A 23,985-nucleotide genomic window follows, 5' to 3' on the forward strand; every position below is an offset into this window, starting at 1 on the left:
GTGTCGCTAGACGCGCTGCAAGTCCCGCTCGACCGCGCGCTCCAAATCAGCCATCGCGGCCCCGACCGCCTCCTCGGAACGCGCCTCCACCAAAAGGCGAATCTTCGCCTCAGTGCCCGAGTACCGAACCAGCAAACGACCATCGCCGGCCAGCTCGCGTTCCCATTTTCGAATGCAATCTGAAAGGTGAGCGCACCTGTCGAGCGGTGGCTTGCTCGCAATCCTGATGGCTCTGGTGAGTTGAGGAAACGCCTGATAAAGCCCCGCCCACGAACTGATTGGCTGGGCTGACTGCGCGATCAGAGCCGAGAGGGCTAAAGCGGCGCAAAGGCCATCGCCAGTGACCGCGAATCTACCGATCACCACATGCCCCGACTCTTCGCCGCCAAGCGAATACCCCTTCGACAGCATCAGGCGAGCGATATGCTTGTCCCCGACATCCGTGCGAAGCGCCGTGATGCCTCTTTCGCTTAGGGCCGCGTCGAGCCCGAGATTGCTCTGCACCGTGGTTACCAAAACGTTATCGTGAAGCGCTCCCTTTTCCTTGGCATCAATGGCCAGAGCTGCGAGCAAAGCCTCCCCTGACACGCGGTCACCGTTTTCATCCGAAAGGATGACTCGGTCGCCATCGCCATCGAATGCGAAACCTAGGTCGTATTCGTTTTTCTCGTACAGCGACTTCAGCGACCCTGGATGCTCGCTGCCCACGCCTTTGTTGATGTTCGAGCCGTCCGGCCGGTTTGCGACCACATCCACGCTGGCTCCGAGGGTTTCGAAAAGCTTGGGAGCGATTTCCGACATCGCACCGTGAGCGCAGTCCAGGGCTACCCGCTTCCCCGCCAGCATCGCCTGCGGAAAGTGGGCAGCGAGCCCTTCTATATAAAGCTGCTTCAAATCCGAGCCGTCTTGGACGGAGCTTGCGACATCGTCACCAAGACCCTGATCCCCGGCGGCGCCGATCGCGTCGTCCAAAGCCTGTTCCAAGGCCTCCGACGGCTTGACCCCTGTCCCTTCGAAAAACTTGATCCCATTGTCGGACGCCGGATTGTGGGAGGCGGTCAGCGAGCAGGCCAACGACGCCTGACTACGTTTCGCCGCGTAAGCGACGCAGGGCGTGGGAGCGATTCCGAGATCGATCGTGATGCCACCTTCCGCTGACACGCCTTTGGCGAAGGCAGCCAGCAGGGCCTCACCTGAAGCTCGCGTATCCCTCCCTACCACGATTTCCGGGACCTCGTCGCCGACGAAATCGCGAGCGACGCTCACAGCGGCTCTCCCCGCTCGGAATGCGACTTTTTCATTGAGAGAATCGCCGCCCCAAGGACCGCGAATTCCGTCCGTTCCAAAATACGTCAAAGACATGCTGGGCTAGGAAGCGTAGAATTCCTTGGTCTGTTGAAGCTTTTTCCTGACACCGCCGCCTACGATCAAGTCGCGAGCTTCCGGGACTCCTGCAGGGATGCTGGGGTAGCGGCCGATGGCGTAGAACGCGCTGGCCACGTTGAGAGCCACCGTGTCCTCCAAACCTTTGGGCGCTTTTCCATCTAAAAGAGCATCCAGAATCCGCAGATTCTCTTCGATCTCCCCGCCAATCAAATCGTCCAATGGAGCGGGATCGAGTCCAAGGCTCGCGGCATCCCAATCCGCGCTCATCTCGCTCAGCAAGCCAAAGCCTTTGACCCGATTCACCCCTACCACGCTAAGCTCATCCAGACCGCGCCCATCGTCGAGCACGCAGTGGGCGACCAATCCCGACTTGAGGCCTAGTTGGCCCAAGGTCGCAGCCAGCATTTCGACCACCGAGGGAGAGAATACGCCGAGCAGCTGATGGGCAGGTTGGGCGGGGTTGATCAGCGGGCCGAGAATGTTGAACACCGACCGCTGCCCCTTAGCGGCGAGCGCTTGGCGCACCGGCATGATTTCCTTGAAGGCCGGATGGAAAGCCGGAGCGAACATGAAACAGAAACCGAGCTCCTCCATGGATCGAGCCAAGGTCGCGTCGTCGGCCATCAGATCAACTCCGAGAGCCTCCAAGAGATTGGCGCTGCCGCATTTGGAAGTGATGGAGCGATTGCCATGCTTGAAAACCGGCACCCCCGCCGCCGCGAGGGCGAACACCACCGTGGTGCTAATGTTGAAGCTGCCGATCTTATCGCCCCCGGTGCCGCACACGTCGATGGCGGAGTCGCGCCATTTTTCCAGCCCTGGGTTGCGGGCCAAGGACCGGAAGCGCTGGGCGATTCCGGACACCTCCGACGCGACCTCCCCCTTCTGGGCGAGACGCGTCAAGAATGCCTCCTTCTCGGCTGCCGGCACCTCGGCCGACGCCAGCAAGTCGGCCGCCGCTCCCGCCTGCTCCAGAGATAGGTGGGATCCTTCAGCGACTTGCGCGGTTAGCTCGTTCAATTCCATAGGCGAAAGTCCTAGGTTGCTTGACCTTGCAAAACAATGCTAAACAGACGCTTATCCCCATGAGCTCCGCGCAGCCCCCGTCTGGCCCTTGCCTCGCCCGGGCCACGGAGGTTATTTTGAAACAATAACTTGACGGGCTATGACCCAAGAGTTATCAAGCGCAGCTTTTCATTTCAACAAGCACAGTATCTGAACAGGGAATTTACGCAAAATGGCTAACCCAAAACGCAAGCAATCCAAGCGCCGCAGTCGCCTCCGCAGAGGAGCAAATCGTTTCGAAGCTCCCGAGCTCGCGAAGGACCCGATCGACGGTTCCGCATTTCGCCCGCACCGCGTGAATCCGAACAACGGAATGTACCGCGGTCGCCAAGTTCTCGACGCCTCCATCTAAGGAAGCGTTTCTACAATACAGCGACAAGCTGACGATATAGCGAGTATGCTCGATCAGGCTAGCTCCGGCATCGCCGTTGACGCAATGGGCTCAGACAAGGGTCCGGCCGAAATGGTAGCCGCCGTGAAAATGGCGGTGGAAACGCTGGCGAACCTAAGGCCGATCATCCTCGTTGGCGACGAAGCAATCTTGAAGCCCTTGCTCGAAGAAGCGGGGCTTTCTTCGCATCCAAAGGTCTCGACCTTCCACGCGTCGGAGGTGATCGCGATGGACGACAAGCCGCTCATCGCCCTCAAGCGCAAGAAGGACGCCAGCATGGTGCGGGCGATCGAGCTGGTCAAAGACGGCCACGCCGGCTGCGTGGTGAGCTGTGGAAACACCGGCAGTCTGATGGCCGGAGGCACCTTGAAGCTCCGCACCCTCGACGGCGTCGACCGCCCGGCTCTCGCTTCGGTCATGCCGCGCAAGACGGGACACTTCGTGCTCATCGACGCCGGAGCCAATCCGCTGGCCAAGGCTGAGCATCTCGTGCACAACGCCATCCTCGGCAGCAACTACTGCAAGCACGTGCTCGGCGTGGAGCGCCCCAAGGTGGGGCTCATGACCATCGGGACCGAGGAAGGGAAAGGCACCGACCTGACAAACCAGGCTCACGCGCTGCTCAAGAAGATTCCCGATCTCATCGACTACCATGGCCCTATCGAGGGATTCCAAACCTTCGAGGAGGGCGTCGACGTGGTGGTTTGCGACGGATTCACCGGGAACATTCTGCTGAAGGCATCCGAGTCGCTTTTCATGCTACTGAAGGACTTCGTGAGCGAAGAGCTCAAGAAAAACGCGGTGCGAAAGCTCGGCTATCTGCTTTCCAAAGGAGCGTTTGACGCCATCAAGAATCAGCTGAAGCCGGAGCGCTACGGCGGTGCGCCGCTTCTCGGCCTGAAGGGCAACGTACTCAAGGCTCACGGCTCCAGCAACCGCGAAGCCGTCATGAACGCCATCCGCATCGCCAACGAGATCATCAGCAACGATCTCAAAGGCCACATCCTTTCGGATATCGAAACTGCGAATAGCCTTATCTAACAGGCGTAGTTTCAAGTATTTGCAATTTGCGAATTGCCTGCGTCCGCTCCCATCCTCATTCACACAAACGCATGAGTACCGCGACAAGACCCGTAAAAATAAGAGGAACCGGTTCCTTCACACCATCCAAGGTACTCACCAACGAAGATCTCTCCAAAATCGTCGATACCTCGGACGAATGGATCTACACGCGAACCGGCATCAAGGAGCGCCGCATCGCTAGCGAGGAAGAGACGACTTCCACCATGGGAGCGGAAGCGGCCAAAAAGGCCATCGCCGCTGCCGGCCTGACCGTCGACGACATCGACATGATCATCGTGGGCACCATGAGCCCTGACATGCCGTTCCCCTCCACCGCATGCTTGGTGCAGACCCAGCTCGGCGCCCGGAAAGCCGTGTGCATGGACCTGCAAGCGGCCTGCTCCGGGTTTCTCTACATCATGGAGGCGGCCACCGGCTTTCTCTGCACCGGTCGCTATCGAAACGTTCTGGTGATCGGTTCGGAAAAACTCTCCAGCATCCTGGATTGGCAGGATCGGACCACCTGCGTGCTCTTCGGAGACGGCGCCGGGGCGGCAGTGCTTTCCCTAGCCGAAGAAGGCGAAAGCGGCGGCATCATCGATTTTTCGCTCGGGGCCGACGGATCCAACGCCGAACTGCTGTACATGCCGGGCGGGGGCTGCGCCATACCGGCTTCGGAAAGCTCCATCCAGCAACGCCATCATTTCCTAAAGATGCGTGGGAGAGAGGTTTATAAGCACGCGGTTCGAGTGATGAGCCAAGCCGCTATCGAAATAGTTGAACAAAACGGACTGCGGGCGGATCAACTATCATGTGTGATCCCTCACCAGGCCAACATGCGCATCATCGAGGCCCTTTCGACACGACTTTCGATTCCAATTGAACGCTTTTATCTAAATTTAGACAAATACGGAAACACCTCTGCCGCATCTATACCCATCGCGCTCGACGAGGCCGTCCGCGCCGGGAAGGTGAAGCAGGGCGACAAGATCCTACTTGTCGCGTTCGGCGCAGGCCTCACCTGGGGCGCAGCGCTTGTCGAATGGTGAGAAAAGACTAGCCCACCGATCCCATACCAGGCTCCCGACCTCCCGAACAACTTAGATTATGACTCATTCGTTACAGATAGCACCGCCCGCGCGAACCCTCACTCTTTTCTTCACCCTACTCGCAACCCTTTTTCTGACCACGCTCAACGCCGGCGAGATTCGCTGGTCCCCGGAAACCGGCTACCAGGCGGAAGAGCTAGATCTCTCCGGCCTGCTCCCTGAGGAGATCCAGCAGATTCAGAACTGGATGAACAAAGCCCGCAAAGCGGAGGAAGCAGGCCGCTACCGGTCCGCTCTTAAAAACTACAAGAAGGTCACAAAGCGCTTTCCGAAAAGCCAATACTCGCCCGAAGCGCTCTATCGACGCGCCCAGATCCAACTGGAACGCAACAAGGTCGACAAGGCCTTCGAATCCTTCAACACCATCGCCTGGGTCTACCCCAACTACGGAAGCTTCAATGAAATCCTCGGCGAGATGTACAAGATCGCCGTGGCCCGCCTGGAGACCCATCGCGACAAGATCCTGTTCGTTTTCCCAGGCTTCAAAAACACCGACCGAGCCATCCAGTACTTCGAGCGCATCGTCTCGATCGCTCCCTACAGCGACTACGCCCCCCTTTCCCTCATGAACATCGCCAAGGCTTGGTCCGACAAGAACAGCGACTCCATGACCATCTACGCCTTGGATCGACTCGTCACCAACTATCCCAACAGCTTTCTAACCGCGGACGCATACCTGAAGCTGGCCCAGACCCACTACGGCGTCATCAAAGGTCCCCAGTACGACCAACGCGCCACCGAAGACGCCATCACCTTCTTCGAGGACTTCCTGATCCAGTACCCGAACAACGAGAACGTCGCCCAAGCGGAGACCGGACTTTCTGGCGCCAAGAACATCCTGGCTATGAGCAAGGTCAAGATGGGCGATTTCTACAACTACAAGCGAGCCAAGTACGACTCGGCGAAGGTGATGTACAACGAGGCCATCACCATCGCGCCTCTCTCCGAGGCTGCCGAAATGTCGAAGAGGCGCTTGGAGAAGATCGACACCATTTTGGCCCAAAACGGCGAAGAGTCGGAAGCGGTGGAAGCCACGGCGCCGACCAACGAGGAAATCCAGGAAAAGGCTCGCAAGCGGGCCAAGCGCAAGCTGCTCGGCATTTTCTAGCTGGAACTTGGAGCAAGAGTCTGTTTGCTCCCTCCTCATGCCTCGCATCGCCGTTCTATTCTGGGCTCTGACCCTCCTGTCGCTCTCTGGCTGCGCTAGCTACCAGCTCGGAAGTTCGACAGACCTGCCCTACTCCGTCATCAGGATCGACACGCCCAAGAACCTGACGGAACTGGCCCAAGTGGAAGCCCCGCTCAATGCGGCGCTGCGCGAGGCCGTCAGCAGAAGCGCCACCCTCCAACTCAACGAAGGCCAACGCTACGACGCCCTGCTCGAGACCACCGTGATCGAAGCGAAACGCGAAATCGCCGGCGTTCAGTCCGAAGACGTAGGACGCGGACGAAAGTTCGAGCTGCGCATCACCGTTTCCCTCTCGCTGCGCTCGTCCAGCCAGCCGGACCGTTTTTTCATCCGCGATCGGCAGTTCGAAATCCGACAGGATGTCTACAGCGATTCCGGCCTCGTAGAAGCGGAGTACCAAGCGATGCCGGAAATCAGCCGCGAAATCGCGGAGCGCGCCGTCGAAATCATCGAAGACCTTTGGTAGATAACCCCTAAGGCCACGGCGATTCGACAGCGGCCACGCGTCTTTTCTCGGCTCTAGACTTGTGCAAACGGAGGCAGTGCAACTAGCTTAGCCGCCTCATGGCAAAACCGATCTTAGCTCCTTCCATGCTCGCGGCCGATCACTCGCGTTTGGCCGAAGACGTTCTCGGCGTGCAAGCCGCCGGAGCGTCTTGGCTGCATATCGACATCATGGATGGCCACTTCGTGCCGAACTTGACCTTCGGTCCTCAGACCGTCGCCGATCTGCGGCCCAAGACCTCGCTCTTCTTCGATGTTCACCTGATGCTCGACAATCCTCAGGACTACGTCGAAGCCTTCGTGAAAGCGGGCGCCGACCAAGTTTCGATCCACGTCGAGCCCGATTACGATATCGCGGGCACGCTCAAGAAGATCAAATCGCTGGGAGCCAGAGCCGGCATCGTGCTGAACCCGCCTACTCCTCTGGAAGACGTGATTCCGTATCTCGAGCAGGTCGACATCGTCTTGGCGATGACCGTGCAACCCGGCTTCGGAGGACAGTCCTTTCAAGAAGACGTGTTGAAGAAAACCGCTCGTCTGGCAGAACTTCGCAAGCAGCGTGGACTCGAATTTCGCATCGAAGTCGATGGAGGCGTGAACCAGGAGAACGCGGCGCTCTGCCGTCAATCCGGCGTGGACACGCTTGTCGCGGGCACCGCCTTTTTCAAAGCCCAAGACCGCATCGCATTTCTCAGAGCCATCGAAACCGAAGAGCAATCATGATCGCCGCAACGCCTCGCTACACAGAAGCCGACCTCGAGACGATACTCGTATCGAAAGAGCAAATACGCAAAAGAGTCGAAGAGCTCGGACGCGATCTTTCCAAACATTTCGAAGGCAAGGACGTTACAGTGGTCTCCATCCTCAGCGGAGCCCTCGTCTTCACCGCGGACCTGATCCGCTCCTGCGATTTCGCCACCCGGCTGGACTGCCTGCGGGCCGAGAGCTACGGCAACCTGATGTCCGCCGATGCCCCGCCACGCATCACCAATCCCCTCAAGACCGACATCAGCGGGCGCCACGTGCTGGTGGTCGACGACATTCTCGACTCGGGAAACACCTTGCGCGCCATCATCAAGTACCTTTCCCAGGCCGAACCCGCTTCGCTCTCTACCTGCGTGCTGTTGGACAAGCCATCCCGCCATTCCAGCGAATTCACCGCCGACTTCAAAGGGTTTACCATCCCCGACGAATTCGTGGTCGGCTACGGACTCGACTTCGCCGAGCGCTACCGCAATCTTTCCTGCATCGGCGTGCTGAAGAAGGACTTGCAGAAACAGGAGTCGCACGCGTAGCGGGCACGCTCCAGAAACGCGGCACAGAAAAGCAGGAACGCACATGATTCTAGCGGACAGCTGGGAAGACTACGAAATACTCGAATGCGGCGAAGGCATGAAAAAGGAGCGATGGGGGGACATCGTTTTGGTGCGCCCCGACCCGCAGGTCATCTGGCCTCTATCGAGTCGAGACTGGGGCAAGTACGACGCCTACTACCACCGCAGCTCCAAAGGCGGGGGCAATTGGGACTTTCGCAAAGCCCTGCCCGAAAGCTGGACCATCCGATACAAGGACCGGCGATTCAAGATTCGCCCCACCAGCTTCAAGCACACTGGGCTTTTTCCTGAGCAGGCCGTCAACTGGGACTGGTGCGCGAACATCATATCCCAGACGAAAAAGCCCTTCAAAGTGCTCAACCTTTTTGGATACACCGGAGGAGCGACGGTGGCGGCCGCTTCCGCCGGGGCTGAGGTCTGCCACGTGGACGCCGCCAAAGGCATGGTCGCCTGGTGTCGCGAAAACGCGGCCTTGAGCAATCTGTCCGACGCCCCGATTCGCTACATCGTGGACGATTGCATGAAGTTCGTGGACCGCGAGATTCGGCGGGGCAATCGCTACCATGGCATCATTATGGATCCGCCATCCTACGGGCGCGGCAGCAAAGGCGAAGTCTGGCAGTTCGAGCGCGACCTCTACGGCCTGCTGCAGAAATGCGCCCAGATCTTCGACCCCAGCGGAAGATTCTTTCTCGTAAACGCCTACACCACCGGCATCTCGCCAACCGTAGTGGGAAACCTGCTACGAGAAGCCATGGCCGAGTTTTCGGGCGAAGTCACTTCAGGCGAGGTTGGCATACCGATCACCGGCTCGCTCAACACTCTGCCCTGCGGCCTCTACGCGCGTTGGCAGCGTCCAGCCTAGCGCCAGAGCCCACATCGCCCCCTGACGGGGCCGAGCTGCGTTTTGGTAACGCTTGCGATTAGGTTACATTTGAGAAACATAAGGGCTTCTCAATTGCATGGAAACTGCTGCCCTGCCAGAAACCCAACTCTTTTTCGATCCAAACACCAAATGCCGCGCCAAGACTTCGTAAAGAGCAAGTTCTTCGATTTCTACCGAAACATCGACTACTCGAGCTACAAGCAAGAGAAGGAACGCCTACAAATCGAACTCTTGAAGCTGCAGCACTGGGTGTTCGAGAACAACAAGCGCGTCGCCATCGTCTTCGAAGGGCGAGATGCCGCGGGCAAGGGCTCATCCATCAAGCGCTTCATCGAATACATGATGCCCAAGCACTTTCGAGTGGTGGAGCTGGGCATCCCTACGCCCTCGGAGTCCAAGTATTGGTTTCGCCGATACGAAAAGCATTTTCCCGAGCCGGGCGAGATCGTGTTCTTCGATCGCTCCTGGTACAATAGAGCCATGATCGAGCCCACCATGGGCTACTGCAAGCGCTCCCAGTACCGGTACTTCATGAGCAAGGTTCTGGATTGGGAGGAAAAGCACATCGACAATGGTCTCATCCTGATAAAGCTCTACCTTTCCGTAGACAAGGAAACCCAGCTGGTTCGCTTCGAGGAGAGACAGCGGGATCCACTCAAGTATTGGAAGTACTCCAAAAACGACGAAAAAGTGCGCGAGTACTGGGACGTGCTCACCAAGTACAAGAACCAGATGTTCGAGCGCACGTCCTCCAACAAGAGTCCTTGGGTGGTCATCGGCTCGAACAACAAGCTGGAGGCTCGGCTCAAATCCATGCTCTACGTGCTGTCAGTCATCGACTACGATGGAGGCAACAAGTTCGTCCCGCTGGCAAAGACAGAAAAGCGCGTGCGCTACAGCATCACCATCGAAGGCGTGCAGTTCAACAACCTGAACTATCGACAGTTCAAGCTGCTGGAGACCTTGAACGACCTCTACAATGCTTGACCTCAAGCGAGTCGAGGCCGCTGGGGGGCTGACCGTCGACGACCAGGAACGCGTCCTTTTCATCTTCAAGGACGGCCGGTGGGACCTTCCCAAGGGATTGGTCGAGAGGAAGCAAAGCCCAGAGGAAACCGCTCTCTCCGAGGTGTCCGAGGAAACGGGCCTCTCCGCCAAGCAGATCAAGCTCGTCTGCGAACTCATCCCTACCAGCCATATTTCCAAATACGCCAAAACGAAGTCCCTCAAAACCACCCGTTGGTTTCTCCTGCGCTACCTCGGTAGCGAATCTCGGTTTCAGCCGCAGACGGAGGAAGGGATCGAGCACTGCGAGTGGATTCCGACCTGGGACCTCGAACGTCCGCTCGCCAACTGTCCAGCGCGTATCCGTTATCTGGTTTCATTTTGGCTTAAAGCTCGCCGCCACATTAGAGGCGATCTGGCCTAGCTGCACCGCCACGGACACCTACTGGAAAAAGTCGCCCCACGTGTAGACTTTTCATACCCAGGCTCTGGATACACAAATGGCGACCCGTTGATAAACGAGCCGCCATCTGAAGTGGCACGGGGCAAGGGAGTCGAACCCCTAACCTCCTGATCCGTAGTCAGGTGCTCTATCCAATTGAGCTAGCCCCGCTTCAGGTTTCTACCGCCGTGAGGCGGTCGAGGGTCGAGAAGAAAGATGCTTTGATGCCTCCTTTCAAGGACTTTTTTCAAAAAAAAGCGACCCGCTTCATCTACGGGTCGCAACCTAGTCGTCACTTAACTGATACCAGCCTAAACCTTCGGCAGGCTCGCTGGAATCTCGACATCGTGAGTGTCTTTTCGCTTCACTCGCTGCAAGCGGGAGCGGCGTCTCAACATTCGATCAAGCTTGTCCACTAGCAGATCGACCGCCTTGTAGCAATCCGGGTCGGAAACCGAGACGTTCAGGCTCGGCCCGTTGATTTCTATGTGTCCCTTGGCGGTGAACTCGTGTTCCTTGCCGCCCTTGCCATAGTCGCATTCCAGTTCAACCTTGACCCGAATGATGCGCTCTTCATGCCTGAAAAGTCGCTCCACCTTATCCCTTACGCCTTGCTTGATTGACTCAGTCAGGTCCATGTGGATGCCGGTGATGATCAGATCGTGGTTGTTATCAGTGTACATAGTTATCCTTTGTTTATTTGTGTTACTTCGACGAAATGTCCCAAACATCCAGAGCAAACGAAAAGGACTCTAGATACGGCCTCGCCATCATTTCAGGGGGCTCTTCTGGGATTGGAAAATCAATCATCGAACTGTTGGGTAATTTAGGAACGGCTCATCGAGTTTTCAATCTTTCTCGGAAAAAACCGGCCCATTTTACAAACGACAAACGGAGGCTTCACCTTGAGTGCGATCTAGGTGATCGCGCCAAGAGAAAGCAGGCGTTCTCCTCCCTGGAGCATGAGATAGACCAATCGCCGGAGAGCGGACCGATTCTCCTGATAAACAACGCGGGATTCGGCCTTTACGGTGAAATAGGAGACCAATCTCCGGAACGTCACCTGGAGCTTCTAGAGGTAAACATCTGCGCCTTGGTCGAACTAACGACTCGCCTCCTGCCTAGAATTAAGCAGCGTGGCGGATCGATCATGAACATCGCCTCCACCTCCGCATTTCAGCCCACGCCCTACCTCTCCACATACGGGGCGAGCAAAGCCTTCGTGCTCAACTGGACCCTTGCGCTCAACCAGGAGCTCAAGGGCTCTGGAGCCTCCGCCCACGCCCTTTGTCCAGGCCCCACACGCACCGAGTTCTTCGATCGGGCGGGACTCTCGAAAATCCCCGGCGGCTTTTCCCAAAGCCCCGAGGAGGTGGCCAAAGTCGCCCTTTCCATGATCGAGAAAGGACAGAGCTACCGCGTCCCTGGCCTGCTGAACAAGCTGGCCGTCCTCGCTACCAGCCTGCTTCCGCCCGCAACGCGAACGGCGCTCGCGGCCAGCGTACTCAAACGCTGGCGGTCCACCTCTAGCTCAAACCGCTGACCATTATGCCCGCTACGGAATGGGGATGGCTCGTCACGCCCGACGAGCTCGAAGAATGGATCCTGCAAAACGACGAGCATGTGCTGCTGGTGAACAAGCCGGCCCTCCTGGTTTGCCATCCGTCTAAAAACGGCCCTTGGTCCTCCCTCGCAGGCGCCTGTCGCGAATACTTGGATTCGGTTCGCTCTCACCTCGTATCCCGCCTGGATCGCGAGACCAGCGGCATCGTCCTATTCGCCAAGCACCGCCTCAAGGCCCGTCACCTGCAAATGGCCCTGGAACGGCGAAAGGTGGACAAGACCTACCTGGCGATCATGGAGGGGGAGCTGAAAGCGGAAATTCTAGTGGACGAGCCGCTCGGCCCGGATACCCGCAGCATCGTGCACAGCAAGACCACCGTTCGCTACGACGGACGCAAGCAAGCCGCCCAAACGCGCTACACGCCGCTGCACAGCAATGGACGCTACACCTTGGCGAAAGTCGATCCCATCACCGGTCGCAAGCACCAGATCAGAGCCCACGCCTTGCACCTCGGCCACAGCATCGTCGGCGACAAGCTCTACGGGCCGGACGAGGGCTTGTTTCTCGATTTCATCGAGGACGGCTGGACGGACAAGATGGCGTCCATCCTACCGATCAATCGCCACGCCCTGCACGCCTATCGCATGACCTTCCACCTCGAGGACGGCGTGGAAACCTACACCGCTCCGCTCACCGACGATCTGCGAGAGTTCTGTTTCCAGCGCCTCGATCTCGACGCGCAGCGACTCGACGGCCTGATCGAAGCCCTTTGACCGCGTTCGAGCCCCCTCTGCAGTGCACCTAGTCGGGACGCATGGGGTCTTTGTCCTAAGCCTCGAATAAGGCATCCTTCCTTGACGAAACCCGGGCCCAGAGTCCTGCCCCTAATCGATTCCCTGATTTGTAAAGCGATTGTGAATTTACACTTTATTCAAAAGGCCGAATAGGTTCTAGTCGCAACATGCGATTTAACATGTTCGGCGTCATTTCACTCATGATCTCTGCGATCTTCATTTGGATCTACGTCATCGATTCCGTCTGGACGCTCGCCCGGAGTTTTGTCGCATAGTGCTAAGCGCTGCTATCCCCTCCCAAACCTTGATTTTTCCCGAACGCCACCTCTTCGCAGGTGGCGTTTTCTCGTATCCGATCGGGCCACTGCGGTACTCCTGAGCCATCGATCCGCTCGGTCCCGGCACAATCGAACTGAAGCCCAAAGCGTTGTCGCTTCGAGATGAGCGACTCCTCCGCCTCCAATCCCTTCGCCTATTCGAACGTTCGGCGCTTCATCGCGTTTAGAATCCTCTTCAACGCCCGTTTCTACTATCCGATCTTCACCATCCTCTTTTTGGATTTCGGACTAAGTCTCGAGCAATTCGCGATCCTCAACAGCATTTGGGCCGTCAGCATCGTTTGCCTCGAAGTGCCCTCTGGGGCCCTCGCCGACACCATCGGTCGGCGAAACCTAGTCGTCGCAGCGGCTGTGATCATGGTGATCGAGATGCTGGTCATCGCCTTCGCCCCGATCGGGGCTTCCCCGCTGCTGTTCACGCTCTTCGCCATCAATCGCATCCTTAGCGGCGCCGCGGAAGCCGCCGCTAGCGGAGCGGACGAAGCTCTCGCCTACGACACTCTGCAGGAAAACGGTCTCGAGAAAAAATGGGGAGAGGTCCTGGAGCGTCAGATGAAACTGCAGTCCGCCGCGTTCGTGGCAGCCATGAGCTTGGGAGCGATTCTCTACGATCACCAAAAGCTGAACGGCATTTTCGATTTCTTCGGATTGCCATTTGAAATCAGCAAAGCGGTCGCAATTCGACTTCCCATTTTCGGTACCCTAGCTCTCGGTGTCGCAGCCGTCTTCGTGACGCTTGGAATGAGAGAAACCGATTCGCAAAGCGCGCTGGGCTCCTCGTGGTCCGCGATACGCGAATCGTTCGCCCGCACCTTAAGAGCGGGACGCTGGATACTGAGAACGCCTTTGGCGTTTGTCATCATTCTTTCGGGACTTCTCTTCGATCATATCGTTCGAATGGTCCTCACCCTCAACAGCGAGTTCTATCGCCAAATTCAGCTGCCCGAGTACAGCTACGGCTTTATCGGCGCCTCCTTGGCCTTGCTTGGCACCGTCATGCCCAAGCTGGGTCGACGTCTCGCCGAGAACCATGGGAAAGCGTTCAACTACCTGACCCTCACCGCATTGATAGCGATCGGTCTTTGGCTGATGGCTCGATTCATACCCTACTGGAGCGCCATTCCGATGGCCATCGTCTACGCGGGCATTTTTCTAAACGGATTCTTTGTCAGCCACTACTTGAACGAGATCACCGAATCCAGTCATCGCGCCACCGTGCTGAGCTTCAAGGGGCTTTCCTTCAACCTTGCGTATGGCCTTATCGGATACCTCTACGCGAGCGTGATCGCGGGATTGAGGGAAACATCTCAAATACAGGAGCTGCCTGAGGAAGAAGTCGAAGGAGCGCTCTTTCAGACCGTCTTCTCCTGGTTCCCCTACTACTTCCTCGGTTTGGCCGCCGTCGTATTCATTTATTCAGCGCAAAAGCTGAAACGAGCAGCCGACTAGCGAACCGGTTTAGCGGGGCGCTTGGAAGAATCTTCCTTGGACGTCTGCTGAGTCTGCGGCACTTCCGGCCTATCGTAGCATGCAAACCAATCCGTAATATTGGCGAGGATACGCAGCAGCGCGCCGATGTAGATTATCTGACTCAGAGCGAGGCTTTCCTGATTGATGCGCTGCGTATTCTGGCCGATGCGCTCGGTGATGCAGGTGATCATCTCCAAATGGTTCTTCAGCTGCCTCACCCGATCGTAATACGGCGTATCGCTGAGACGCACGCCCTGGTGCCGATTCCGCATCTCGCTATTCACCTTGCTCAGCATGTCCTGAACCGGTTTCTTGAGCTCCTTCTCGTAGTGAGAGCTGAACTCCTGCGCGACCGACAGAGTGGTTTCCTGAAAGGGTCTCACCTTCTCCTTGGTCACCACGCGCAGGAGAGCCACCAACTCCTGCGTGCGCAGGATTTCTGGAGAAACCTCCATCGACGCCATGTCGCCAGACGCGTTCTGATTGGAAAACATGCGATGGTTTTCGAGGATGTGCTTCAGATGCTCCTGCACGTCCATATGCGTCATGAACGCAATATCGCTTCGAAAGTAGCTCCACTGACGCTCGCAAACCGCGGCGAACTTCGATGAACGAACGGCTGAATTCTCGCCTTCAAGACCATAGGAATTGGCGGAATAAGCGGACGCCAACTGATCGAAAGTGCCATCGGCCAGCACGCTGAGCTCCTCGAGCACCTCCTGGCTCATCTCCACCAATCCGTCGTAAAAGTCTGCGAAATGCCGTTCCGCAATTAACTTGGAAGAGTCGATCTGCTGCTCCGTCGCCTTTGGCTTGGCTGGGTGGGCCTGTGCATCGATGCCCCCAATCGACTTTCCGGTCACCGTGATCGGCTTGCGGGTCGCCGTTTCGCGAAGCATCAGCACTCCGATGTAAATCGCGACGCCGATAAAGGCGCACACCGCAACCACTCCCAACACATCGGTGATGGCGTTGTTCACTGTATTGCCCATCAGGGCTGCGATGACGTGTCGATCCATATTCCTCCAATCCGACAACGATGGTCGGACCTCTTCTCGTTCGGCGGTCGCCGACGCGAGTTTAGCCTAAGGCCCCCGATGTATGCCTCCCAATTCGTTAACCACCGTTATTAGCAAGTATTTAGCGATCGAGCTCCAGATCGCTCACGTTAGCGTTTCACATCGATGAGCATGCCCAGCATCTGGTCCTTCGTTCTAATGACGCTCGCATTCGCAGCGTACATTTTTTCCGAAACGATCAGGTCCACCATGCGAGAACTCGTGATATCGCCCTGCGAGATTGCGGACGCGGCCTCGCCTAACTTTCGCTCGGCACGCTGCATTCCTTGCCGGGCGCTGCTGAAGGTATCGTAGCCGTTCGCTGGTGAAATCGGAGAAATCGACATGGCCCATTTTAGCATGAGGGCCACGGTTCCCACTATCACGTATGCTGCTCAAATTGCGCCTGAGCGCATTCCTCTACAAACCCTCGCTAGCGCCACTCGTGTTTCGGGTAGCGGCCTTTCAATTCCTTCTTGATCCCTTCATAGGAACCCTTCCAAAACGCTTGCAAGTCTTCCGTTGTTTGGATCGGGCGCATATTCGGAGCTAACAGCTCGATGCGTGGAGCGACCCTCCCTTGGCAAAATTTCGGCGTATCCGGCAAATCATACAAACACTGGATCTTCGCCGAGAGCGTCAGTCGCCCGTCCTCTTCCGCTCGCAAGGCGGCCGGCCGATCGTTGGCGAGTCGGACGCGGTCCGGAAGCTCCTTGTCCACCAATGAGCAAACCTCTCGCCCAACCCAATCGCGCACCGTGGGCAGGACATCGAGTTTCTTCAAATCCCTCAAGCTACGAGCGCCCTGACAGCACTGTTCGACGATCAAGGCGCGCGCGTCTTCATCGATGGGATCGATTTCGTATTCAGGATAAACTGACGCGATGAGGTTCACCTTGCGGATGAAATGCTCCACCTTGTCGTCCCACTGCCCGAGCTGGGCCTTGCCCTCGCTGATGAGAGCCGCAAGCGCTTCCGCCGCCGCGCCGGAATCCACCTCCGGACTTTCTACGGTTTCTATGTCCAGATCCTGAAAGCGAACCGAACGACGCGAAACAACGCGCTTTTGTCGCTCGTCGAAAACGGTTTCGGAAACATCGCGAAACAAGCGAGGAAAAAGGTCCTCAAGCCATTCGCGCTCGATAGCGGTGCACTGATTGAAAACCGTCGTCACCTCGCCCCCTTGCCTACCGATTTCATTGACTTCGCAGGCAACGAGAAGCGTGGCGTCGCCCACAACGCTTTCACGAGCGAGATTGCCTCGTCTTCCACCGACCATGGCGCAGCGCAAGGTTCCCCTATCCAATCGCTTGCATACCCTGTCCGGAAAACCGTACAGCACGCAACGCCGCACCGCTTCGTCCACTTCTTGGGGCGTCTTTTTTCCTTCGATACTCTCCGATAGACCGCAGGCTTCCGCGTATTGAGAAAGCTGATTCGCTATTTGCAGCGCCTGGCGTGAGCTTTGCGCATGAATGCCATGCTCCTGGCAAAACCTCATATCGAAACGCGCGTTGAACGCCGCTTGCCAAGCTTTTGTCTGGGCGATCAAATCGCTCTCTGAGGCGCCGTCCCAAAGGGCCTCGCGTCGCTTCGCCACCGGTTTGTCCACCTTGCGCAGCAAAATGCTCTTGGATTGCGCCAACGCCGCAACCAACGCGATCTCTTCCACACAGCCCAGCCGACCAGCCTCGATCAGCATCGATGCATATCTGGGATGAAGCGGAAACGCGCTCATCACCCGTCCGCGCTCCGTCAAACGACCTGATTCGTCGATCGCTCCCAAGGCATTTAGCAGGCCGACCGCATCCTTCAAGCGTTCTTCGCTCGGCGCTTCGAACCAGTCGAACGCATCCACAGATTCAATACCAGTTGCCAAAAGCGATAGCAGCATTTCGGAAAGATCAACTCTCCGTACCTCCGGCTCCTCGAAGGGAGCACGGTCCGCTTGCTCTTGCTCGGACCAAAGTCTCAGAGCGATACCGGGAGCGGTACGCCCCGCCCGACCTGCTCGCTGCCGAGCCGACGCGTCGCTGATCTTCTCGATCCAGAGCGTATTGATTCCGCGCACATGATCATAGCGAGCCACCCGGGCCTGACCGCTGTCGACCACGATTCGAACGTCGTCGATGGTCAGCGAGGTTTCAGCCACGTTGGTAGCCACTATCACCTTTCGTCGATCGCCGCCTTCCACCGCCCGGTCCTGATCTTTGGGACTGAGTTCGCTATGCAGAGGCAAAAGCTCGAACTCATGGCTGGATAACTTGCTTCCAAGAGCGGCGATCGTTTTCCCGATTTCGAAAGCTCCTGGCATGAAGACCAAAGCATGCCCTTCCGGCTGCTCGCGAACAAGACAGCTCACTTGCTCCGCAGCCAAATCCCAGATGGCTCGCCCGGAAACCGAGCTACGCCGATCCAGGTACCGCGTATCCACCGGGTAGGTACGCCCTTCCGACTTCACTATCTCGCAAGGAGCTAGGTAAGTCTCCAGCTGTTGCGAATCTAACGTCGCCGACATGACGATCAGTTTCAAATCCCTACGTCGCGTCCGCTGCAGCATCATTGACCGGGCTAGCGTCAGATCGGCGTGCAGACTGCGTTCATGAAACTCATCGAAAACGATGCACGAGACGCCCTGCAGATCCGGGTCGGAGATCATGCGACGCAGCAAAACGCCCTCCGTCACGAAAAGGATTTTCGTCTGTTTTGAAAATACCCGTTCATGTCGAACTTGATAACCAACCGTTTCGCCGAGGGAGGAGCCTAGCTCCCATGCCACTCGTTTAGCTAGCATGCGAGCGGCGATGCGTCGCGGCTGGAGCACGATGGCGATCCCATCGTCTAGAAATCCGCCTTTGAGCAGGAACTGAGGTGTTTGCGTCGACTTGCCCGAACCAGTTGGAGCTTCGAGCACCAACCGATTCGTATTCGCAAGTTTAGTACGAAACGCTTCTTCGATTTCCAGTATCGGCAGCGACATTTAGGCAAGAGAGGATGGCGCGAAAGCCCGGTCTAAAGCACCGGGACCTCGTTCGCCCAAACCTGCTCGATGGGCTGAATGTTCCGGATAACCGCGACATCGCCATTTTCGCGAAGCAAGACTTCCGCCGACTCGGGAAAACTGTTGTAGTTCTTCGAAGCCATGGACGAGCAGTAGGCGCCAGAACCGCCGATCACCATGTAATCGCCAATCTTTCCCTCGGTCAGACGGCGTGGAGACAGAGCTTCCGGGTCGCCCGGGGCGGGAGTCAAAATATCGCCTGATTCGCAGCAATGCCCTACCACGACGTACTCCTTTTCTCCTCGCTCCGAATCGTCGGCGGGGATCAGCCACATCGGATGCTGGGCTCCATACATCGAGGGACGGGTGTTGTCAGTCATGCCGGTGTTCAGCTTCAAAAACGCGTATCCATCCGCTCCGGTATCTGTCATGTCCTGCACCTTCGAAAGGATGGCGCACGCGTTGGCGACGAGATAGGTGCCAGGCTCGACTTCCAAATGGATCCGACGTCCTGTGCGCTGCGCGAACTGCTCGAATTCGCCACGCATCTTCTGGCCGATAACCTGAAGGTCCGTTGTCTTTTCACCTTCAACACGTCCGACCTTGTATCCACCGCCGAGATTCAAGTTCGTAACGTTAGGGAACTGGTTCACCAGATCCAAATTCATACCAACCACTCGTATCCAAACTTCGGGGTCACTTCCGCTTCCGATGTGCGAGTGAATTCTGAATACATCGAGATCATACTTGGCTACAAGCTCCTGAGCGCGAGCGATCTGCTCATGCCAGATTCCAAACGATGACGCTGGTCCACCAACGTTTGTGCGTTGCGTGCCTCCGGAACCAAGCCCCGGATTGAACCGCAATCCGACCTTAGTTCCCGGCAAGGCCTCTCCGTAGCGCTCCACTTGGCTGAGCGAGCAAAGGTTTACGGAAATGCCGAGTTCCATCAACTCAGCGATGTCCTCCGGCAGTTCCTGAGTGCTCAGTGAGATGCGCTCCGCAGCGACGCCAGCCGCAATCGCGCGGCGAACCTCGAAACCTGAGCTGGCATCGAAATGCAACCCCATGGAAGCGAACAAGCGCAGGATGTTAGAGTTCGGGCTAGCCTTCATGGCGTAGCGAGCGGTCAGACCGTAAGCGTTGGGAAAGGCCAGCACCTTTTCCGCAGACTGGCGCAAGGCTGCTTCGCTGTAGACGTAGCAAGGAGCGCCTACTGATTCTTGGATACGATCCGCGACCTCGCGGGTAATGAAATTCTGGAAACTCATGTTTAGAAAGGAACTGAAATTGGAAAAACGGATACAGGTCATGAAAGCGACCTGCTAACTAGGAAAAGCGAAACCTACGGCATCCACGGATACTGCGTGAAGTCCGGTTTTCGTTTCTCCAAGAACGAGCGTTTTCCTTCCGTGCCCTCCTCGGTCATGTAGTACAAATAGGTGGCGTTTCCAGCGAGCTCCTGAATGCCAGCCTGACCGTCGAGCTCCGCGTTGAAGGCCGACTTCAAGCAGCGAATGGCGATCGGGCTATGCTGCAGCACATCCTTCGCCCACGCCACGCCTTCCGCTTCGAGCTGCTCTACCGGTACGACCTTGTTCACCAAGCCCATGTCCTGGGCTTCCTGAGCATTGTATTGGCGGCAGGTGTACCAAATCTCGCGGGCCTTCTTCTGTCCCACGATGCGCGCCAGGTAGCTGGCGCCAAATCCACCGTCGAAGCTTCCTACACGCGGACCGGTTTGCCCGAAAATCGCATTGTCCGCCGCGATAGTCATGTCGCAGATAACGTGCAGCACGTGCCCACCACCGATGGCGTAACCAGCCACCAAGGCGATCACCACCTTCGGGATGGAGCGAATCAGCTTCTGAAGATCGAGCACATTCAGACGGGGCACCCCATCGTCGCCCACGTAGCCCGCGTGGCCGCGCACGCTCTGGTCTCCGCCCGAGCAAAACGCGTACTTGCCATCAGTGTGAGGACCGGCGCCGGTCAGCAGAATGACTCCGATCTTCTGATCCTCGCGAGCGTCGCAAAAGGCGTCGAACATCTCGCTCACGGTCTGAGGCCGGAAGGCGTTTCGCTTTTCCGGTCGGTTGATCGTAATCTTGGCCATTCCGTTCCACTTGTGGTAGGTGATGTCCTGATACTCCTTTACGACTTGCCATTCTGCTTCAGACATAGGCGTGGAATTCTGAAAACCTTGCTGGAGCCTGCAAGCACGAAGCGACCCAAAGGGAAAAGGAGGCAAATCCGCCGGCGCCGTTCGAAATCGGTTCAGACGAACGCCTTAAAATCCTCGGGTAGAGGGGCTTCCAATTCCAAGTCCTCGCCGGTCAGCGGATGCTCGAATCTCAGGAAGGCGCTGTGCAGCATGACGCGCTTGGGCTGCTGGGCGAGACGCGGCAGGTCCTTGAAGCCGTAGGTACGGTCTCCCAGAATGATGTGTCCCGCGCTTTTGAGGTGAACGCGTATCTGATGCGTGCGCCCCGTGTGGATGCGGCAGCGAAAGAGCGAATAACCCGCCTCGTAAGTCTCAACCAGCGTCCAGTCCGTGCGGGACTCGCGGGCTCGACCACGTCCTTCCGTGCCCACGCGCATCTTGTGGCGCTGGTTTGGATTTCGCTCGATGGGACGATCGATCACGCCCGACATCAGTTCCGGCGTCCCGCAGGCCAAGGCGAGGTACTCTTTCACCAGGGAACGCGATTGAAACAGTTCACTCAGCGCCCGATGGGCCACGTCGGTTTTCGCCGCCATGATCAAGCCAGAAGTCTCCCGGTCCAAGCGATGCACGATGCCCGGACGTTCCACGCCGCCTATGCCGCTGAGCTGTCCCTGACAATGATGCAGCAATCCATGAGCAAGCGTCGGCTCGGACGGACCCGCGCCTGGATGGACCACCAATCCCGCCGGCTTGTCGACCACGATCAGGTGCTCGTCTTCAAAGATCACCGACAGCTCCATCTCCACCGGACTCATATCGAGCTTCTGGATACTTGGCATCTCGAAGCGAATCACTCCACCCTCGGAGACCTTGCGATTCTTGGAAATCGGCGATCCGTCCAACGTAACCAGATCCGACTCGAAGGCTCGTTGAAAATCCGAGCGGCTATGATCGGGAAACGCTTCCGCGAGCAGCTTGTCGATGCGTTGCTTATACGTTCCGTCAGGAACGATCCATTCTATCGGTTCACTCACTGGGTGAGAGCGGCGTCAATTTCCGCTATGTATTGAGATTTCTTAGACTCGCTCATGCGAGCATGTACGAAACCGTTTTTCGCTAGCTGAGCAAGCTCCTCCTTGGAAAAGCCAAGCCGCGAGTGAAGCGCGATGTACTCGTCGACAATGTCGTTGGCGAAACAAAGCGGGTCGTCGGTGCTGATGGTGCATGGAATGCCAGCGTCGATCAGCCGTCGAAGCGAATGATCCTCCAGACTTGGGAAAACGCCCAACTTCTCGTTGCTCAGCGGACACACGTCCAACACGCAGTTTTCCTCCGCCAGACGAGCGACCAGCTTTTCGTCCTCCACCGCGCGCACGCCATGCTGAATGCGGCGAGATCCTAGCACGTCGATCGCTTCGTAAACCTTGTCCGGCCCGCCGAACTCGCCCGCATGGGCCTTGATGATCTTGCCCGCATCGGCGCAGCGGCGCCACACTGGCGGCGCCCACTCTTCCAGATCGAGCCACTCCTGTCCGTGCAGATCGATGCCGTCAAGCTCGTCCCACTGATGCAGAGTTTCGATGATCGGCTTCATGACCTCGGTGTATCCATTTCTCACCATACCGCCGATGACCCGCACCTCCATGCCCTCTGGCACGGCAGACTTGATAGCGGAGAGGATATCACGTCCATCGACGCCGATGAATTCCACCATATGCAGGTGAAAGCTCGTTTCCACGTATTTGACATTCAACGACGCCATGCTTTCGAACATTCGCTTGCAAGCGACGTGGTAGCGCTCCGCGGAATCAAACCACTGCACGGCGTGATCGATCAGCAGGGTTTCGAAATTTACGAAATCTGGATACTTGTAGGCTCGTTCGCGGAAGAAGGGCTGAGACGGGAAGCGCGAATCATCGAGCTCCACGAGCAAATCGTACGGCAGAGCCCCCTCGATATGAAGATGCGTCTCCGTTTTCGGGATACGTCGAATGAACGACTCCACTGAATCCATTGGTTTGATCATCGCTTCTATCCCACCAGGTTCTCCGGATTCAATGGCAGCAATTCCTCGACGACGAACATGCCATCCTTGCGAATGAGCCTTCCATCAAACCAGATCTCACCACCGCCGTAGTCCGGTCGCTGGATACAGACCATATCCCAATGGATCTGCGACTTGTTTCCATTGTTCGCCTCCTCGTATGCCTGACCGGGCGTGAAGTGGAACGAGCCAGCGATCTTCTCGTCGAAGAGGATGTCCCGCATGGGCTCCTTGATGTAGGGATTGAATCCGATGGCGAACTCGCCGATGTAGCGAGCGCCTTTGTCGGAGTCGAGTATCTCGTTTAAGCGCCTGCTATTGTTGGCGGTGGCATTCACGATGCGCCCGTCCTTGAACTCCAGTCGGATGTCGTCGAATGAGACGCCTTGGTAAACCGTCGGAGCGTTGAACTGCACTACCCCCTGGACACTGTCGATGACGGGACAGGAAAAGACCTCGCCGTCCGGTATGTTGAAGGTCCCAATGCACGGGACTGCGTCGATGCCTTTGAGAGAAAAGCTTAAATCCGTGCCCTGACCTTTGATCTCCACCTTGTCGGTCCGACGCATCAGGTCAGCCAAGGCTTCGCTCCCATCTTCCATGCGGGCGTAGTTGAGATTGCAGACCTTGAAAAAGAAGTCCTCGAAGGCTTCGGTGCTCATCATCGCCTGCTGAGCCATGGCCGAAGTGGGCCAGCGCAGCACGCACCACTTGGTCTTGTTAACCCGCCAGTCGAGAACGGGCTTCATGACCTGCGAAACCAGTTGAGCCTGCTCCGCTGGCACGTCGGACGCTTCGAAGATATTGTTCGACCCACGCAGGGCGATGTACGCATCCATATTCTTCATACGCTGGAGCTCGATCGCGCTCTGCACGCGAAGCGATTCCTCCGTCGTTTCGAGCGAAAGCTCGCGATTGACGCGGGCGTGGTTGAGGTTGACGTAGGGAATGGCACCGATTTCACGGGCCGCCCGGATGAGCTCCACAATGATTTCATCCGGCACGTCAAAAGCGTCGATCAAGACGCGCTCGCCCTCTTTGAGATTGGTCGAGTAGCGCGTAAGATTCTTGGCCAGTTGCGAAAGGCGAGGGTCAATCATGCCTTTCTAGCAATGCAAATTTGACGCTTATGCAACGCTATTAACTCTCAACAGCACGGGGCGGATCGAGAACGCT

24 protein-coding genes and 1 tRNA gene are annotated in these 23,985 nt (G+C 57.3%); 13 read left to right on the plus strand and 12 right to left on the minus strand.

Annotated elements, in window-relative coordinates:
• Nucleotides 1–6 precede the first annotated feature (6 nt).
• Both QEH54_RS03045 and trpD read right to left on the minus strand, forming a co-directional pair.
• Nucleotides 7–1,362: a hypothetical protein gene (locus QEH54_RS03045; protein WP_309017148.1), complete on the minus strand. Its 1,356-nt coding sequence runs from the start codon at nt 1,360–1,362 to the stop codon at nt 7–9.
• Between the two features lie 6 nt (nt 1,363–1,368).
• Nucleotides 1,369–2,412 (minus strand): anthranilate phosphoribosyltransferase, encoded by a 1,044-nt coding sequence (gene trpD / locus QEH54_RS03050; RefSeq protein ID WP_309017149.1) that lies wholly within the window; start codon nt 2,410–2,412, stop codon nt 1,369–1,371.
• A gap of 211 nt (nt 2,413–2,623) precedes the next feature.
• On the opposite strand from trpD, the gene rpmF reads away from it, so the two are divergent.
• From rpmF to QEH54_RS03100, 10 genes are all read left to right on the plus strand, one after another.
• On the plus strand, nt 2,624–2,803 hold the full coding sequence (gene rpmF, locus QEH54_RS03055; protein WP_191617571.1) for a 50S ribosomal protein L32: 180 nt from the start codon (nt 2,624–2,626) through the stop codon (nt 2,801–2,803).
• Nucleotides 2,804–2,848: 45 nt separating this feature from the next.
• A complete protein-coding gene (gene plsX, locus QEH54_RS03060) occupies nt 2,849–3,883 on the plus strand; it encodes a phosphate acyltransferase PlsX (protein WP_309017150.1) in 1,035 nt (344 codons plus the stop codon).
• A 71-nt stretch (nt 3,884–3,954) separates the two neighbouring features.
• Nucleotides 3,955–4,953, plus strand: coding sequence for a beta-ketoacyl-ACP synthase III (locus QEH54_RS03065; RefSeq protein ID WP_309017151.1), 999 nt, complete (start codon nt 3,955–3,957; stop codon nt 4,951–4,953).
• A gap of 58 nt (nt 4,954–5,011) precedes the next feature.
• Complete coding sequence (locus QEH54_RS03070; protein ID WP_309017152.1) at nt 5,012–6,121, plus strand: tetratricopeptide repeat protein; 1,110 nt, start codon at nt 5,012–5,014, stop codon at nt 6,119–6,121.
• Nucleotides 6,122–6,158: 37 nt separating this feature from the next.
• On the plus strand, nt 6,159–6,668 hold the full coding sequence (gene lptE / locus QEH54_RS03075; protein ID WP_309017153.1) for an LPS assembly lipoprotein LptE: 510 nt from the start codon (nt 6,159–6,161) through the stop codon (nt 6,666–6,668).
• Nucleotides 6,669–6,766: 98 nt separating this feature from the next.
• On the plus strand, nt 6,767–7,429 hold the full coding sequence (gene rpe, locus QEH54_RS03080) for a ribulose-phosphate 3-epimerase (RefSeq protein ID WP_309017154.1): 663 nt from the start codon (nt 6,767–6,769) through the stop codon (nt 7,427–7,429).
• Nucleotides 7,426–8,001, plus strand: a complete 576-nt coding sequence (hpt, locus tag QEH54_RS03085; protein ID WP_309017155.1) for a hypoxanthine phosphoribosyltransferase — start codon at nt 7,426–7,428, stop codon at nt 7,999–8,001. Before rpe ends, hpt begins: the two co-directional genes overlap by 4 nt.
• 43 nt (nt 8,002–8,044) lie before the next feature.
• The gene (locus QEH54_RS03090) at nt 8,045–8,905 is read left to right on the plus strand and encodes a class I SAM-dependent methyltransferase (RefSeq protein WP_309017156.1); all 861 of its coding nucleotides are present in this window, start codon (nt 8,045–8,047) and stop codon (nt 8,903–8,905) included.
• A 150-nt stretch (nt 8,906–9,055) separates the two neighbouring features.
• Nucleotides 9,056–9,913, plus strand: a complete 858-nt coding sequence (locus QEH54_RS03095; RefSeq protein ID WP_309017157.1) for a polyphosphate kinase 2 — start codon at nt 9,056–9,058, stop codon at nt 9,911–9,913.
• Nucleotides 9,906–10,355 carry an NUDIX domain-containing protein gene (locus QEH54_RS03100; protein WP_309017158.1) on the plus strand — a complete coding sequence of 150 codons (450 nt, stop codon included), beginning with the start codon at nt 9,906–9,908 and terminating at the stop codon, nt 10,353–10,355. The genes QEH54_RS03095 and QEH54_RS03100 overlap by 8 nt, the downstream gene beginning before the upstream one ends.
• A 112-nt stretch (nt 10,356–10,467) precedes the next feature.
• Here QEH54_RS03100 and QEH54_RS03105 read toward each other — a convergent pair.
• A tRNA-Arg gene (locus tag QEH54_RS03105) sits at nt 10,468–10,544 on the minus strand.
• 140 nt (nt 10,545–10,684) lie between these two features.
• Complete coding sequence (raiA, locus tag QEH54_RS03110; protein WP_309017159.1) at nt 10,685–11,056, minus strand: ribosome-associated translation inhibitor RaiA; 372 nt, start codon at nt 11,054–11,056, stop codon at nt 10,685–10,687.
• 35 nt (nt 11,057–11,091) lie between these two features.
• On the opposite strand from raiA, the gene QEH54_RS03115 reads away from it, so the two are divergent.
• From QEH54_RS03115 to QEH54_RS03125, 3 genes are all read left to right on the plus strand, one after another.
• The gene (locus QEH54_RS03115) at nt 11,092–11,916 is read left to right on the plus strand and encodes an SDR family NAD(P)-dependent oxidoreductase (RefSeq protein WP_309017160.1); all 825 of its coding nucleotides are present in this window, start codon (nt 11,092–11,094) and stop codon (nt 11,914–11,916) included.
• Nucleotides 11,917–11,921: 5 nt separating this feature from the next.
• A complete protein-coding gene (locus QEH54_RS03120; RefSeq protein ID WP_309017161.1) occupies nt 11,922–12,710 on the plus strand; it encodes an RNA pseudouridine synthase in 789 nt (262 codons plus the stop codon).
• 461 nt (nt 12,711–13,171) lie between these two features.
• Nucleotides 13,172–14,518, plus strand: coding sequence for an MFS transporter (locus QEH54_RS03125; protein WP_309017162.1), 1,347 nt, complete (start codon nt 13,172–13,174; stop codon nt 14,516–14,518).
• On the opposite strand, the gene QEH54_RS03130 is transcribed toward QEH54_RS03125, so the two are convergent.
• The 8 genes from QEH54_RS03130 to QEH54_RS03165 form a co-directional block, all read right to left on the minus strand.
• Nucleotides 14,515–15,558: a hypothetical protein gene (locus QEH54_RS03130; protein WP_309017163.1), complete on the minus strand. Its 1,044-nt coding sequence runs from the start codon at nt 15,556–15,558 to the stop codon at nt 14,515–14,517. The genes QEH54_RS03125 and QEH54_RS03130 overlap by 4 nt on opposite strands.
• A gap of 149 nt (nt 15,559–15,707) precedes the next feature.
• Nucleotides 15,708–15,983 carry a hypothetical protein gene (locus QEH54_RS03135; protein WP_309017164.1) on the minus strand — a complete coding sequence of 92 codons (276 nt, stop codon included), beginning with the start codon at nt 15,981–15,983 and terminating at the stop codon, nt 15,708–15,710.
• Between the two features lie 47 nt (nt 15,984–16,030).
• Nucleotides 16,031–18,577, minus strand: coding sequence for an ATP-dependent helicase HrpB (gene hrpB / locus QEH54_RS03140; protein WP_309017165.1), 2,547 nt, complete (start codon nt 18,575–18,577; stop codon nt 16,031–16,033).
• Between the two features lie 32 nt (nt 18,578–18,609).
• Nucleotides 18,610–19,869 carry a diaminopimelate decarboxylase gene (locus QEH54_RS03145; RefSeq protein ID WP_309017166.1) on the minus strand — a complete coding sequence of 420 codons (1,260 nt, stop codon included), beginning with the start codon at nt 19,867–19,869 and terminating at the stop codon, nt 18,610–18,612.
• Nucleotides 19,870–19,943: 74 nt separating this feature from the next.
• Entirely contained in the window at nt 19,944–20,780 is an 837-nt protein-coding gene (gene menB / locus QEH54_RS03150; RefSeq protein WP_309017167.1) for a 1,4-dihydroxy-2-naphthoyl-CoA synthase, read from the minus strand.
• Between the two features lie 95 nt (nt 20,781–20,875).
• Nucleotides 20,876–21,799, minus strand: coding sequence for an RluA family pseudouridine synthase (locus QEH54_RS03155; protein ID WP_309017168.1), 924 nt, complete (start codon nt 21,797–21,799; stop codon nt 20,876–20,878).
• On the minus strand, nt 21,796–22,791 hold the full coding sequence (locus QEH54_RS03160; RefSeq protein WP_309017169.1) for an adenosine deaminase family protein: 996 nt from the start codon (nt 22,789–22,791) through the stop codon (nt 21,796–21,798). The genes QEH54_RS03155 and QEH54_RS03160 overlap by 4 nt, the downstream gene beginning before the upstream one ends.
• A gap of 5 nt (nt 22,792–22,796) precedes the next feature.
• Nucleotides 22,797–23,909 carry an aminopeptidase gene (locus QEH54_RS03165; protein WP_309017170.1) on the minus strand — a complete coding sequence of 371 codons (1,113 nt, stop codon included), beginning with the start codon at nt 23,907–23,909 and terminating at the stop codon, nt 22,797–22,799.
• Between the last annotated feature and the right edge of the window lie 76 nt (nt 23,910–23,985).

This window comes from Pelagicoccus sp. SDUM812003 (genome assembly GCF_031127815.1).
Taxonomy (GTDB): Bacteria; Verrucomicrobiota; Verrucomicrobiia; order Opitutales; family Opitutaceae; genus Pelagicoccus.

What these genes read in the sequence shown, in the direction of transcription:
- raiA (WP_309017159.1), bottom strand. Translation starts at nt 11,056, where the DNA reads ATGTACACTGATAACAACCACGATCTGATCATCACCGGCATCCACATG.
- lptE (WP_309017153.1), top strand. Translation starts at nt 6,159, where the DNA reads ATGCCTCGCATCGCCGTTCTATTCTGGGCTCTGACCCTCCTGTCGCTC.
- QEH54_RS03100 (WP_309017158.1), top strand. Translation starts at nt 9,906, where the DNA reads ATGCTTGACCTCAAGCGAGTCGAGGCCGCTGGGGGGCTGACCGTCGAC.
- rpe (WP_309017154.1), top strand. Translation starts at nt 6,767, where the DNA reads ATGGCAAAACCGATCTTAGCTCCTTCCATGCTCGCGGCCGATCACTCG.
- QEH54_RS03090 (WP_309017156.1), top strand. Translation starts at nt 8,045, where the DNA reads ATGATTCTAGCGGACAGCTGGGAAGACTACGAAATACTCGAATGCGGC.
- hpt (WP_309017155.1), top strand. Translation starts at nt 7,426, where the DNA reads ATGATCGCCGCAACGCCTCGCTACACAGAAGCCGACCTCGAGACGATA.
- QEH54_RS03065 (WP_309017151.1), top strand. Translation starts at nt 3,955, where the DNA reads ATGAGTACCGCGACAAGACCCGTAAAAATAAGAGGAACCGGTTCCTTC.
- QEH54_RS03045 (WP_309017148.1), bottom strand. Translation starts at nt 1,362, where the DNA reads ATGTCTTTGACGTATTTTGGAACGGACGGAATTCGCGGTCCTTGGGGC.
- QEH54_RS03115 (WP_309017160.1), top strand. Translation starts at nt 11,092, where the DNA reads ATGTCCCAAACATCCAGAGCAAACGAAAAGGACTCTAGATACGGCCTC.
- hrpB (WP_309017165.1), bottom strand. Translation starts at nt 18,577, where the DNA reads ATGTCGCTGCCGATACTGGAAATCGAAGAAGCGTTTCGTACTAAACTT.
- QEH54_RS03165 (WP_309017170.1), bottom strand. Translation starts at nt 23,909, where the DNA reads ATGATTGACCCTCGCCTTTCGCAACTGGCCAAGAATCTTACGCGCTAC.
- QEH54_RS03125 (WP_309017162.1), top strand. Translation starts at nt 13,172, where the DNA reads ATGAGCGACTCCTCCGCCTCCAATCCCTTCGCCTATTCGAACGTTCGG.
- trpD (WP_309017149.1), bottom strand. Translation starts at nt 2,412, where the DNA reads ATGGAATTGAACGAGCTAACCGCGCAAGTCGCTGAAGGATCCCACCTA.
- QEH54_RS03160 (WP_309017169.1), bottom strand. Translation starts at nt 22,791, where the DNA reads ATGATCAAACCAATGGATTCAGTGGAGTCGTTCATTCGACGTATCCCG.
- QEH54_RS03120 (WP_309017161.1), top strand. Translation starts at nt 11,922, where the DNA reads ATGCCCGCTACGGAATGGGGATGGCTCGTCACGCCCGACGAGCTCGAA.
- menB (WP_309017167.1), bottom strand. Translation starts at nt 20,780, where the DNA reads ATGTCTGAAGCAGAATGGCAAGTCGTAAAGGAGTATCAGGACATCACC.
- plsX (WP_309017150.1), top strand. Translation starts at nt 2,849, where the DNA reads ATGCTCGATCAGGCTAGCTCCGGCATCGCCGTTGACGCAATGGGCTCA.
- QEH54_RS03070 (WP_309017152.1), top strand. Translation starts at nt 5,012, where the DNA reads ATGACTCATTCGTTACAGATAGCACCGCCCGCGCGAACCCTCACTCTT.
- QEH54_RS03130 (WP_309017163.1), bottom strand. Translation starts at nt 15,558, where the DNA reads ATGGATCGACACGTCATCGCAGCCCTGATGGGCAATACAGTGAACAAC.
- QEH54_RS03095 (WP_309017157.1), top strand. Translation starts at nt 9,056, where the DNA reads ATGCCGCGCCAAGACTTCGTAAAGAGCAAGTTCTTCGATTTCTACCGA.
- QEH54_RS03145 (WP_309017166.1), bottom strand. Translation starts at nt 19,869, where the DNA reads ATGAGTTTCCAGAATTTCATTACCCGCGAGGTCGCGGATCGTATCCAA.
- rpmF (WP_191617571.1), top strand. Translation starts at nt 2,624, where the DNA reads ATGGCTAACCCAAAACGCAAGCAATCCAAGCGCCGCAGTCGCCTCCGC.